This window comes from Sphingopyxis sp. BE235 (genome assembly GCF_031457175.1).
Lineage (GTDB): Bacteria > Pseudomonadota > Alphaproteobacteria > Sphingomonadales > Sphingomonadaceae > Sphingopyxis.
On sequence record NZ_JAVDWC010000005.1, the window covers coordinates 355355 to 368258 of the forward strand.

Consider the following 12904-nt stretch of genomic DNA (forward strand, 5'->3'; position numbering starts at 1 on the left):
ATCGCTTTCGACCAAGCGCCGCGCCTGCACGCCTGCGGTCCCAGCTTTCGCTGGGATGACGAAAATTGTGCAATGCGACCATGCGATCCACTAGCCCAGGATTTCCTTTTCCTTGGCGGTCGCGGCGGCGTCGAGTTCGGCGATCGTCGCGTCGGTCAGCTTCTGCACCTCGGTCTCGTGGCGCTTGCGCTCGTCCTCGCTGATTTCCTTCTTATTCTCGTCGGCTTTCAGATTGTCCATGCCGTCGCGGCGGACGTTGCGCACCGCGATGCGCGCCTTTTCGGCATATTGGCCGGCGAGCTTCGACAGCTCCTTGCGGCGCTCCTGCGTCATTTCGGGGATCGGCAGGCGCAGCATCTGGCCGTCGACGATCGGGTTGAGACCGAGGCCCGCCGAGCGGATCGCCTTGTCGACCGGACCGACGTTCGATTTGTCCCACACCTGCACCGACAGCATGCGCGGTTCGGGCGCACTGACCGAGGCGACCTGGTTCAGCGGCATCTGGCTGCCATAGACCTCGACCGTCACCGGATCGAGCAGCGCGGTGTGCGCGCGGCCGGTGCGGAGGCCCGAAAGGTCGCTCTTCAGCGCTTCGACCGCGCCGTGCATGCGGCGTTCGAGATCGGCCTTGTCATATTTCGCCATCGTTTATTCCTCTCTTATGTCTTCAGGCCGCGTCGGCGACGACGGTGGAAACACCCTCGCCCGCCAGCACGCGCGCCAGATTGCCGGGTTCGCGAATGTTGAACACGACGATCGGGATATGATTGTCGCGGCACAGCGCGACCGCGCTCGCGTCCATCACCTTCAGATTGTCGGCGAGCACGCGGTCATAGCTCAGCGTATCGTAACGGACCGCGGTCGGGTCCTTCTTGGGATCGGCGTTATAGACGCCGTCGACGCTGGTGCCCTTGAGCAGCGCGTCGCACTTCATCTCGGCGGCGCGGAGCGCGGCACCGCTGTCAGTGGTAAAATAAGGCGCGCCGACGCCGGCGGCGAAGATCACGACGCGGCCCTTTTCCATATGGCGCTCGGCGCGGCGGCGGATCACCGGCTCGCACACCTTGTCCATCTCGATCGCCGACTGGACGCGCGTTTCGACGCCCAGCTGCTCGAGCGCATTCTGCATTGCGAGCGCGTTCATCACGGTGGCGAGCATGCCCATATAGTCGGCCTGCGCGCGGTCCATGCCCTTCGCGGCGCCCGCCATGCCGCGAAAGATATTGCCGCCGCCGATGACGAGGCAGATTTCGAGCCCGCGGTCTTTGGCTTCCTTGACCTCGGCCGCCATGCTCGCGACGGTTTCGGGGTCGATGCCGAACGGGCTGGAGCCCATCAGCGCCTCGCCCGACAGTTTCAGCAGAATACGTTTCATGCCGGGCAGAGCCATGATCGGGGGAACCTTATGTAATCGATGAATATGCGAATGGCGCGCACCCTAGAGCCAGTCCCTGCCAATTGGAAGTATCGGGATCGGCGTGAGAAGCGCTCCGGGTAGGAGGAACGCGCAGCGCGGGCCGGTAGCCCGTGCAAGTGATCCGACGCCCTCCGGAGCGCTTCTCACGCCGACCGCGAAGCGGCGGGCCGAATTTGCTCCAGCGCTTCGTTGCTCGTCGGTCACGATGGCATTCCATCGCTCCCTCCTCGCGCCTAGCGCTGAAGCAAATTCGACTCCGTCACGACACTTCCAATTGGCAGGGACTGGCTCTTCGGGCACGCGCCATTGCCAAGCGGACTACCGCGACGAATGCGGCAATCCGAATCTTCTTTTTTAGACGCCGGCGACGGCTGCGACTTCCGCCGCGAAATCGCTTTCTTCCTTCTCGATGCCTTCACCGAGCTGGAAGCGGACGAAGCCCTTGAGCGTCACGTCGGCGCCGACATCCTTGCCGGCGGCGGCGACGACTTCGGCGACCGGAGTCTTGCCGTCCATCACGAACAGCTGCGACAGCAGCGCGTTTTCCTTGCGGAACTTCGCGATCGAACCGTCGACCATCTTCGAGACGATATCGGCGGGCTTGCCCGACTGGGCGGCCTTTTCCTCGGCGATCGCGCGTTCGCGGGCGACGAGGTCGGCGTCGAGATCGTCGCCGTTCAGCGCCAGCGGGTTCGCGGCGGCGACGTGCATCGCCAACTGCTTGCCCAGCGGTTCGAGAACGTCGGCACCGGCGGTCGATTCGAGCGCGACGAGCACGCCGATCTTGCCCATGCCGGGTGCGGCGGCGTTGTGGACATAGCCCGTGACGACGCCCGAGTTCACCGAGACGATGACGCTGCGGCGCAGCGACTGGTTTTCACCGATCGTCGCGATGTTGCTGGTCAGCTTTTCGGCGACGGTTTCGCCGCCCGGATAGGCGGCAGCGGCGAGCGCCTCGATGTCCGAGATATTGCCGGCGAGCGCGACCTGCGTCACGTCGCGCACGAATGCCTGGAACTGCTCGTTCTTGCCGACGAAGTCGGTTTCGCTGTTCACTTCGACCATCGCGCCGCGGGTGCCGTCGGTGGCAACGCCGACGAGACCTTCGGCGGCAACGCGGCCGGCCTTCTTGGCGGCGGCGGCGAGGCCCTTGGTGCGCAGCCAGTCGATCGACGCTTCGATGTCACCGTTGTTTTCGGCGAGCGCCTTTTTGCAGTCCATCATGCCTGCGCCCGTGCGGTCGCGCAGTTCCTTGACGAGAGCGGCCGTAATTTCAGCCATGGAAAAATCCTTTCAAAAGGGGCGAGCCCAACTGGCCCGCGGGACGCCCGCGCGCATGGCGGGGCGATAAGTCAAAGGGATGACAGGGACGGCGTGAGCCTTGCCCGCGCCGTCCCGTCATGCCCGAGAGCGACTAGGCGTCGCTCTGACGTTCGGTTTCGGCGGCTGCTTCGGCCGGGACCTGTTCGTCTTCAGTCACCGGAGCGGCAACTTCTTCAGCAACCGGAGCGGTCGCTTCTTCGGCCAGCACGGCTTCGGCGGCGGGCTCGACAGCGGCGCCGAGATCTTCGCCGCGGTTCGCGCGGGCCTGCTGGCCGCCACGGGTCGCCGCCTGAGCAACCGCATCGCAGTAGAGGCGGATGGCGCGCGCAGCGTCATCGTTCGCCGGAACCGGGAAGGCGATGCCGTCGGGCGAGACGTTCGAATCGAGGATCGCGACGACGGGGATGCCAAGGACGTTGGCTTCCTTGATCGCCAGCTCTTCCTTGTTCGCGTCGATCACGAACATCACGTCGGGAATGCCGCCCATGTCGCGGATGCCGCCAAGGCTCATTTCGAGCTTGTCGCGTTCGCGCGTCTTGTTGAGCACTTCCTTCTTGGTGAGGCCCGAGGTGTCGCCCGAGAGCTGCTCTTCGAGCGTCTTGAGACGCTTGATCGAACCCGAGATCGTCTTCCAGTTGGTGAGCATGCCGCCCAGCCAGCGGTGGTTGACGAAGTGCTGACCCGAAGCGCGTGCGGCGTCCGCGATCGGACCCTGTGCCTGGCGCTTGGTGCCGACGAACAGGACCTTGCCACCGGCGGCCGACGAGGACGCGATGAAGTCGAGGGCGCGCGCGAAGAGCGGCACGGTCTGCGACAGGTCGAGAATGTGGATGCCGTTGCGCGCGCCGAAGATATACGGCTTCATGCGCGGGTTCCAACGGTGGGTCTGGTGGCCGAAGTGGGCGCCAGCTTCGATAAGATTCTGCATCGTGACGACAGGTGCCGCCATAGTCTTTCTCCTTCCGGTTGGTCCTCTGGAAAGCAAGAACCGAAGGCCCGCAAGCGGACGATCCGGCACCGGTTTATGTGCGCCTTCCATGTGGAATGGGCGGGCCGTTAGCCGCCTTGGCCGCCAAAAGCAAGGGGTCTGCGTGGCTTTTCGCGTTCAGTGGAGGCTCAAGGAGCCAGGCGCTCCAGCCTCAACTCGGCGACAAAGCGACTCCGTTCGTCGCAAAAGTGTTGAGAACAAAACGGGAACATGGAACGAAAAGTCCAACGAAACCGTCGCTGGTTAACAAAAGGTTTCGCACACAGAAGCCGAAAGGACAAGATCATGGTTCAGGTCGCTGCCGCTCTCCTCTTCGCCCTCGCCGCCGGTCTCGGCGTCACGGTGATCCTGGCCATGCTCAAGAATAACGAGAATGCGATTCTCTCGGCGCTGCTCGGCGAAGGCGCCTTCCCGGCCGAAACCGCACCGCAGTCGGGCCCGCTTGAGCAGAAGATGACGCTGCGCCGCTCGCCGGCGCGCCGCGATGCCCCGCGCCCGATCCGTGCCGCGGCGCGCATGCAGCCGGCGCTCAGCCGCGCCGCTTGACCTTCGCGTAGCTGGCAAGCCCGAAGGGCAGCATCAGCAGATAGAGCGCGCACACCGCGAGCAAAGTCTGCCAGGGCGCGGTGACAAGCGCGGCGCCGAGCAGGCCCACCCCCGCCAGCGCGAACAGGCGCCACGACCGGCGAAGGCGGATCGACGACCAGCTGTAGGTCGGGATCGCCGAGATCATCAGCATCGCGATGGCGAGCGCCCACGGCATCACGACATACCATTCGCGGAACATGTCGTTCCCGGTGACCAGCCACAGATAGACGGGAACGAACGACAGCCCCGCGCCAGCGGGCGCGGGAATGCCGGTCATGAAGCCCGCCGATTTGTGCGGCTGGAAATCGGCATCCATGCGCGAATTGAAGCGCGCGAGGCGCAGCGCGCAGCACACCGCGAGCGCCAGCGCCGCGGTCCAGCCGAATTTGGGCGCGTCGGCCAGCGACCAGAGGAACAGGATCATCGCCGGCGCGACGCCGAACGCGATCACGTCGGACAGCGAATCGAGCTCGGCGCCGAACTTGCTCTGCGCGCGCAGCAGCCGCGCGATGCGCCCGTCCATGCCGTCGAGCACCCCGGCGACGATGATCATCGTCACCGCCGCGGCCCATTCGCCGCCGATCGCGAAGCGGACGCCCGTCAGCCCCGAACAGAGCGCGAGGATGGTGATCGCATTGGGCGCAAAGGCGCGCAGGCTGACCCCGGCGATGCGGCGACCCGCGGCATCGGGAATGACCTGCTCGTCCTCGGTCATTTTATTGACCGATCCCGTCGATCGTCTCGGCGGTGCCGATCCGCGCGACGACCGTCTCGCCGGCGAGGGTGCGCTGCCCGAGCAGCACCTGCGGCGTCGTGCCCGCAGGCAGATAAACATCGACGCGGCTGCCGAAACGAATGAGGCCGACGCGCTGGCCGGTGGTGAGTTCATTGCCCATCGTGACGAAGGGCATGATGCGCCGCGCGACGAGGCCGGCGATCTGCGTAAAGCCGATGCGCACGCCATCGGCGCGCTCGACGACGAAATGCTGGCGCTCATTCTCCTCGCTCGCCTTGTCGAGGTCGGCGTTCACGAATTTACCGGGAATATAGACGAGCTTGCGCAGCGTTCCTGCGACGGGGGTGCGGTTGATATGGACGTCGAAGACGCTCATGAAAATCGACACGCGCAGCATCGGCGCGGCGCCCAGCCCGTCGGGGCCGGAGATTTCGGGCGGCGGCGGCACTTCGGCGATCTGGGTGATCAGTCCGTCGGCGGGCGCGATGATGACATCGCTCCCCACCGGGGTCACGCGCACCGGGTCGCGAAAGAAGGCACCGACCCACAAGGTCACGCCCAGCATCAGCCAGCCGATGATTTCCCAGCCAAGCAGCCAGAAACAGAGGGTCACGATACCGGCGATCAAAAGGAATTTGCGGCCTTCGGGATGGATCGACGGCCAGTGCCATTTGATACCGCCGCCGGGGCGGTTCGAGGATATGATATTGGACATGGCCGTTCTTCTAGGGGGCAGCTTCTATACTGACAATGGATAAGGCGCAGGGCCAGTTCCACCGGCAGTTGATCAATCGCCCCGCTTTGCCTAAGGCGCTCGCAACTCCGACTCCCCAAGGAAAAAGGCTGAACGCATGGGCAAGATCAAGGTAGCCAACCCGGTCGTCGAACTCGACGGCGACGAAATGACCCGGATCATCTGGCAGTGGATCCGCGAGCGGCTGATCCTCCCCTATCTCGACATCGACCTTCATTATTACGACCTCGGCATCGAGAAGCGCGACGAGACCGACGACAAGATCACCGTCGAGGCCGCGAACGCGATCAAGAAATATGGCGTCGGCGTGAAGTGCGCGACGATCACCCCCGACGAAGCGCGCGTCGAGGAGTTCGGCCTGAAAAAGATGTGGAAGTCGCCGAACGGCACGATCCGCAATATCCTGGGCGGCGTCGTCTTCCGCGAACCGATCGTGATGAAGAACGTCCCCCGCCTCGTTCCCGGCTGGACCGACCCGATCGTCGTCGGCCGCCACGCGTTCGGCGACCAGTATAAGGCGACCGACTTCCGCGTCCCCGGCCCCGGCAAGCTGCGCCTCGTGTTCGAAGGCGAGGACGGCACGCTGATCGACGAAGAAGTGTTCCAGTTCCCCTCGTCGGGCGTCGCGATGGGCATGTACAATCTCGACGATTCGATCCGCGACTTCGCACGCGCCAGCCTGAACTATGGCCTCGCGCGCCAGTGGCCCGTGTATCTGTCGACCAAGAACACGATCCTGAAAGCCTATGACGGCCGCTTCAAGGACCTGTTCGAGGAAGTGTTCAACGCCGAATTCAAGGCGCAGTTCGACGAGATCGGCATCGTGTACGAACATCGCCTGATCGACGACATGGTCGCCTCGGCGCTCAAGTGGAGCGGCAAGTTCGTCTGGGCCTGCAAGAATTACGACGGCGACGTCCAGTCGGATACCGTCGCGCAGGGCTTCGGCTCGCTCGGCCTGATGACCAGCGTGCTGATGACCCCCGACGGCCAGACGGTCGAATCCGAAGCCGCGCACGGCACCGTCACGCGCCACTACCGCATGCACCAGCAGGGCAAGGCGACGTCGACCAACCCGATCGCGTCGATCTTTGCGTGGACCGGCGGGCTCAAGCACCGCGGCAAGCTCGACGGCAACGCCGAGCTGATCAAATTTGCCGACGACCTCGAAAAGGTCTGCGTCGCGACGGTCGAGAGCGGCAAGATGACCAAGGATCTGGCGCTGCTGATCGGTCCCGACCAGAACTGGCTGACCACTGAAGGTTTCTTCGAGGCGATCGTCGAGAACCTCGAAGCCAAGATGGGCGCATAACAACCAAAAAGGTTGGGATAGTCCTCTAGCCAATCGGGGCCGGCCTGCATAAGGTCGGCCCTTATGGTATCGGAAACAGAAACCTCCGCCATCGGCAACGCGCTGGTGGTCCTCGGCGCCGCGGGCATCGTGATCCCGGCGTTCGCGCGCTTCCGCCTGCCGCCCGTGATCGGGTTCATTCTCGTCGGGCTGCTCGTCGGGCCGTCGGGGCTCGGCGCGCTCGCGGCCGATTACCCGTGGCTGAAACATGTCACGATCGGATCGACCGAGGATATCGCGCTTTTCGGCGAGCTCGGGATCATCCTGCTGCTCTTCTCGATCGGGCTCGAGCTGTCGTTCCGCCGCCTGTGGCAGCTCCGCAAGCTCGTGTTCGGGATCGGCGCCGCCGAGCTGCTGCTCGCCGGTGCGATCCTCGGCACCGCCCTGCTCTTCGCCGGAAATCTTTCGACCGCCGCCGCCTACGGCCTCGGCATCGCGCTGGCGTTGTCATCGACGGCACTGGTGCTGCCGATAGCGGGCACCAAATCCGCGGTCGGCCGCGCATCCTTTTCGATGCTGTTGTTCGAGGATCTGGCGCTCGTCCCGATCATCTTCATCCTTGCCGCGCTATCGCCCGCGGCATCGGGCGACAGCGCAGAACTATTGCTGACGACCTTGTGGCAAGGCGCGGTGGTCGTCGCCGCGCTCGCGATCGGCGGCTGGTTCCTGCTGCCAAAGATCTTCGCGCAAGCCGCGCGCGCGAAGGATCCCGAGCTGTTCCTTGCCGCGAGCCTGCTCGTCGTCATCGTCGCCGCGCTCGCGACCGCCGCGGTCGGGCTGTCACCGATCGTCGGGGCGCTGCTCGCGGGCCTGATGATTGCCGAAACCGAATATCATAACGAGGTCGAAGCGATCACTGCGCCGTTCAAGGGACTTGCGCTCGGGGTGTTCCTGATCAGCGTCGGCATGGGACTCAACCTCAAGACAATCGCCGAACAATGGCCAGCGCTTGCCGTCGCGGTCGTCGGTGTCGTGCTCGTCAAAGCGTTCGTCACCGCCGCGCTTCTGCGCTTTTCGGGCGCGGCCCGGCGCGGCACCGCCGCCGAGGTCGGCTTACTGATGGCGAGCCCGTCGGAAACCACCCTGATCGTGCTGACGACCGCCTTGCAGGCGCAGCTCATCAGCCGGAGCACCGCCGAATTCTGGCAGCTCGTCACCGCGATCGGGCTGACGATCACGCCGTTGCTCGCGCGTGTGGGCCACGATATCGCGCGGCGGATCGAGATGCGCACGGGCGACGCGCAAGCCGACGAAACGCCCGAAGGCCGCACCGTCGTCGTCGGCTTCGGCCGCGTCGGGCACACCGTCGCCGAACTGCTGCGCGAGCATGATCGTCCCTATGTGGCGATCGACGCCGACATCGATACGGTCGCCGCGGCGCGGCGCGATGGATTCAGCGTCCGCTTTGCCGACGTCGCGCGGCCGGGCAGCCTCGACAAGCTGGGCATCGAAAATGCGCTGGCGATCGTGCTGACGATGGACGACCCGGTGCAGCAACTGCGCATGACGCGCCAGCTTCGCCAGAAATATCCCGACCTGCCGATCATCAGCCGCGCGCGCGACGCCGACCATGCCGCCGCCCTCTATCAGGCAGGCGCGAGCGACGCGGTGCCCGAGACGCTCGAAAGCTCGCTGCAACTCGCCGAAGCGGTGCTTATCGACCTCGGCGTCGCGATGGGGCCGGTGATCGCGTCGATCCACGACGTGCGTGCCAAAATGCGGCACGACATCATGGCCAAGGGCCAGCTGGAACGCGAGCCGCGCATCCGCAAGACCCGCCGCCCCATCGAGAGCAGCAAGAAGGCTTAACGCCCGCCCGCCGCGGGTGCCGGGACAGGCGCCGCACCCAGGGCCGATGCATCGGCCAGCGTCATCCCCTTGGGCAGGATCGCCAGCGACCATTGGCGCGCGGGTGTCAGATATTGCCGCGCCAGCCGCTGGATATCGGCGGCGGTGACCGCCGAAATATCGTCCTGGATCGACAGCGCGGCCGCGGTGACACGCGGGTCGCGCGTCGCGCCTTCGAGCAGGAACATCCAATAGACGTTGCCCGTCGACGCGCGCGCGACCTGTTCGCGGATCGGCCCCGCGTTGCGCGCCAGCTCGTCGGCGGTGATCGGCTTTGCGACGAGGTCGGCGGCGATGTCGCGGGCGATGCCATAGAAACGATCGAGATCCTTCGGCGCGAGCAGGCTGCCGACGAGCAGATAGCCGCCGGTGTCGAAGCCCGTCGGCCAGTGGCTGTCGACCACCGGACCATAGCTTGCCCCCTGTTCGGCGCGCAGGCGGTCGAACAGGCGGTCGTTGAAGATCGCCGCAAGCACTTCGAGCCCGCGCGCATCGCGCGGGCTGGCAAGGCCGCCGCCGGTCGGCCAAGCGGTCATCGCCGCCGCCTGCCCCTGCTCGCCGCGATGATAGGCGATCTCGGGCACGGTGACATGTTTCGCGAAATCGACGCGCTGGCCGGCGGGCGGCGCGAGGGTCTGGCGCGGCGACAGCGCACCGAGCGTCTCGGCGAGGATCTTCTTGTAGTCGACGGTTTCGAGGTCGCCGAAAATCTGCACCTCGATCGGCCCGCTGGCGAGGCGCGGTTCCCAGAAGGCGCGGAAGGCGGCGGGGGTCAGCGCCTCGATCTGCGCCTTGTCGGGCGCGGCCCAGCGCGCGTCATTGTTCGTCAGCCAGCCGCGCAAATTGCGGTCGAGCACCGCGTTGGGGGTCGCGTCGTTGAGGTCATATCCGGTGAGGAAACCGATGCGCAGCCGTTCGACCGGCGCGGCATCCCAGCGCGGCTGCGCGAGTTTGCCCGCGATCAACCGCATCTGGTCGGCGAGGTCGGCCGGCCGGCTTTCGGCCGACAGTTCGAACGCATCGTCGTCGATCGCGAAATTCATCTGGATCTGCCGGCCGTTGGTCAGCTGGTCGATCTCGTTCTGCCCCCACGGGCCGATCCCGCTGGCGACCAGCGCGTAATCGCCGGTCCAGAGCAGGTTCGGCGCGTCGGCGGCAACGCTGCGGTTGCCGGTGCCAAAGCGCACATTGACGCGCACTTTGCCCGGTTCGACCTTGTTGTTCGACACCAGCGCGGTCACGCCATTGGCGAATTCGAGCCGCTCGGCGCGCAGCCCGAGAAGGCTGCTGGCCGCGGTGATCGTGCCCGGCTGGCCGATGGCCGGAAGCTGCTTGAAATCGGCCTTCACCGTCGCCAGCCGGTCGTCGCGCGCGGTCACCGGTGCCTTGAGCGCGGCAAGCACCGCGGCATCGCCGCCCGCCGCCGTCGGCGTCGTCAGCACGACGCGGGTTACCGGCGCGGCGAAGATCGCCTTGCTGATCTCGAGCATCACCTTCGGCGTCGCCGAGGCGCGGATCGCCTTGAACATGTCGACCTGGCCCTGCGGGCTGGTCACCGTTTCGTTGATGTCGACCGCGCGGACCATGTCGTCGGCGAGCCGCGCGCCGGGCTCGTTGCGCGCATTTTCCAGTTCCTTGACCAGGAACGCCTGAATCTCGTTCGCCTCGCGGTCGATGTCGGCCTGCGACGGCGGATTTTTCACCGCGTCGGCGATCACGCCGCGCACGTCGGCGAGTGCGGCTTTCCAGTCGCTCAGGGGAACGATCGACGCCATCGTCACGTCGACGCTGCGGCTGACATATTGCTGCTCGACCGTCGCGACCAGATAGCTGCCGCCGCTGCGCGCGCGGTTTTCCAGCCGGCGGTTGACGAGCGCCTGCGCGATGAATTCGAGATAGAGCCGCCGCGTATTTTCCACCGTGTCGATGCGCTTCTTCCACGGGCGCACCATCGCGAGCGTCAGTGCGAGCGGCTGGTTCGCCTCGACGATTTCGCGCGCTGCGGGTTTGGCCGGGTCGGGTTTGCCGAAATCGGGATTGGCGGGATTGGGTCCGTCGGCTTTCCAGTCGCCATAATATTTCGCGACCAGCCCGGCGAGCACCGCTGGGTCGGCATCGCCGACGATGACCACGACCGCGCGGTCGGGGCGATACCAGCGATTGTGGAAGGCGGCGACCGTGGTCGCGCTCGCTTTGCCCAGCGACGCGGTGGTGCCGATCGGCGAGCGGTCGCCGAGCAATTGCCCTGCGAACAGATGCGCGTTGGTCGCGTCGGCAATGCGCTTTTGCGGACCGTCGGCTTCGCGAAGCTCGGACATCACGACGCCGCGCTCGGCGGCGACCGCGAGTTCGGAAATGCGCGGTTCGCGGACCATGCCCGACAGCAATTTCATGCTTTCGTCGAGATTGGCGGGCGTGACGCTCGGCAGGTCGAGTTGATACACCGTCTGCGTCGGGGTCGTCTGCGCGTTCGAATCGCTGCCGAAGGTGACGCCGAACCGCTGCCAGATGCGCTTGGCTTCGCCGTCGGGGATATGCTCCGACCCACGGAAGGTCAGATGTTCGAGCAAATGGGCGTAACCGCGCTCCTGTTCGGTTTCGAACATCGAGCCGACGTCCATGCGGACGCGGATCGACACCTGCCCCGGGGGCACGCCATTGTTGCGGACCGCATAGCGCACACCATTGGGAAGCACGCCGAATTGCCACGCCGTATCGCGCGGAATGTCGCTGCCGACATAAAGCCAGTCGCCGCTTTCCGCCTGGGCACCGGCGGTTTTCGTCGCCGTCCCTTGCGCGCCAACGGACGGCCCCGCCAGCAGTAGCGCGGCGGCAGCGCCGGCAAGGAGGATGGATCGGGTCAAACGAAGCGGCGCGCGCCGGGAGAAATAGGACATTGGCCCATCTTATCGCCTTCGAACCTTGCTGGCCACTGAACTGTCATGCGGCTTGTCCTGCGAACGCCACGGGCTTAGCCAGATGCGATGGATATCCCTTCACCAGCCGCCCCCCTCGCCGCGCTCGTCCAGATGACCAGCGGCATCGACCCCGCCGTCAATCTGGCGACGATCGACCGCGCGATGAGCGAAGCCGCCGCGCACGGCGCCGCGATGGTCTTCCTGCCCGAAATGTCGCTGCTCCTCGACCGCGACCGCGCGCGATCGGGCACGCACATGGCCCGCGAAGCCGACAGCCCCTGGCCCGCGGCGCTGCAGGCGATGGCGCAAAAGCACGGGATATGGCTGCACTCGGGATCGATGCCGCTGCTGGCCGACGATGGCGAACGGCGCGTCAACCGCAGCCATGTCATCGCCGCCGATGGCAGCATCCGTGCGCGTTACGACAAGATCCACATGTTCGACGTCACGCTGCCGTCGGGCGAAAATTGGCAAGAATCGGCCGCCTATGCCGGCGGCGACGCCGTGGCGGTGGTCGATACGCCGCTCGGGCTTTTGGGGCTCAGCGTCTGTTACGATTTGCGCTTCCCCGAATTGTACCGCGCGCTGGTCGATCGCGGCGCGACATTGATCGCCATCCCCGCCGCCTTCACCGTGTCGACGGGCGAGGCGCATTGGCATGTCCTGATGCGCGCGCGGGCGATCGAAACGGGTTGTCATGTCGTGGCGGCGGCGCAGGGCGGCACGCATGAAGACGGCCGGCAGACTTTTGGCCACAGCCTTGCCGTCGATCCCTGGGGTATCGTTCTGGCCGATGCTGCGACGCCGGGCGATGCGCACGCCGAGACGTATGCGCTGACGCTGGCCCCCATCGACGCGGCGGCGGCCGGGCGCGCCCGCCAGGCGATCCCGCTCGCGCGATCGCGGACGAACCGCACCATCGCACTCTGACCCTGCATCGCCGCGCCCTGGCGACGCTTGGGTGTATCACCACCCGGAATA

Annotated in this window: 11 protein-coding genes; 4 read left to right on the top strand and 7 right to left on the bottom strand. The window is 65.9% G+C overall.

Features of this window, described 5'->3' with window-relative positions:
- Positions 1–90: 90 nt before the first annotated feature.
- The 4 genes from frr to rpsB form a co-directional block, all read right to left on the bottom strand.
- The gene (gene frr, locus J2X38_RS20145) at positions 91–645 is read right to left on the bottom strand and encodes a ribosome recycling factor (protein WP_056371461.1); all 555 of its coding nucleotides are present in this window, start codon (positions 643–645) and stop codon (positions 91–93) included.
- Between the two features lie 22 nt (positions 646–667).
- Entirely contained in the window at positions 668–1390 is a 723-nt protein-coding gene (gene pyrH / locus J2X38_RS20150) for a UMP kinase (protein ID WP_058535947.1), read from the bottom strand.
- A gap of 381 nt (positions 1391–1771) precedes the next feature.
- Complete coding sequence (gene tsf, locus J2X38_RS20155) at positions 1772–2698, bottom strand: translation elongation factor Ts (RefSeq protein ID WP_058535946.1); 927 nt, start codon at positions 2696–2698, stop codon at positions 1772–1774.
- A gap of 133 nt (positions 2699–2831) precedes the next feature.
- Complete coding sequence (rpsB, locus tag J2X38_RS20160) at positions 2832–3689, bottom strand: 30S ribosomal protein S2 (protein WP_058535945.1); 858 nt, start codon at positions 3687–3689, stop codon at positions 2832–2834.
- A 324-nt stretch (positions 3690–4013) separates the two neighbouring features.
- Here rpsB and J2X38_RS20165 point away from each other — a divergent pair, with 324 nt between their 5' ends.
- The gene (locus tag J2X38_RS20165) at positions 4014–4274 is read left to right on the top strand and encodes a hypothetical protein (protein ID WP_310256763.1); all 261 of its coding nucleotides are present in this window, start codon (positions 4014–4016) and stop codon (positions 4272–4274) included.
- On the opposite strand, the gene J2X38_RS20170 is transcribed toward J2X38_RS20165, so the two are convergent.
- Both J2X38_RS20170 and J2X38_RS20175 read right to left on the bottom strand, forming a co-directional pair.
- Positions 4258–5031, bottom strand: a complete 774-nt coding sequence (locus tag J2X38_RS20170) for a phosphatidylcholine/phosphatidylserine synthase (RefSeq protein WP_310256766.1) — start codon at positions 5029–5031, stop codon at positions 4258–4260. The two genes, J2X38_RS20165 and J2X38_RS20170, sit on opposite strands and share 17 nt — an antisense overlap.
- A 1-nt stretch (position 5032) precedes the next feature.
- Complete coding sequence (locus tag J2X38_RS20175) at positions 5033–5767, bottom strand: phosphatidylserine decarboxylase (protein WP_310256769.1); 735 nt, start codon at positions 5765–5767, stop codon at positions 5033–5035.
- Between the two features lie 136 nt (positions 5768–5903).
- Between J2X38_RS20175 and J2X38_RS20180 the strand changes: the two genes are divergently transcribed.
- Positions 5904–7118 carry an NADP-dependent isocitrate dehydrogenase gene (locus J2X38_RS20180; RefSeq protein ID WP_058535941.1) on the top strand — a complete coding sequence of 405 codons (1215 nt, stop codon included), beginning with the start codon at positions 5904–5906 and terminating at the stop codon, positions 7116–7118.
- A 63-nt stretch (positions 7119–7181) separates the two neighbouring features.
- Positions 7182–8966: a cation:proton antiporter gene (locus tag J2X38_RS20185; protein WP_310256773.1), complete on the top strand. Its 1785-nt coding sequence runs from the start codon at positions 7182–7184 to the stop codon at positions 8964–8966.
- Here J2X38_RS20185 and J2X38_RS20190 read toward each other — a convergent pair.
- Complete coding sequence (locus tag J2X38_RS20190) at positions 8963–11902, bottom strand: insulinase family protein (protein ID WP_310256775.1); 2940 nt, start codon at positions 11900–11902, stop codon at positions 8963–8965. The genes J2X38_RS20185 and J2X38_RS20190 overlap by 4 nt on opposite strands.
- Positions 11903–11989: 87 nt before the next feature.
- Between J2X38_RS20190 and J2X38_RS20195 the strand changes: the two genes are divergently transcribed.
- Positions 11990–12853, top strand: coding sequence for a carbon-nitrogen hydrolase family protein (locus J2X38_RS20195; RefSeq protein WP_310256778.1), 864 nt, complete (start codon positions 11990–11992; stop codon positions 12851–12853).
- The last annotated feature ends 51 nt before the right edge of the window (positions 12854–12904 follow it).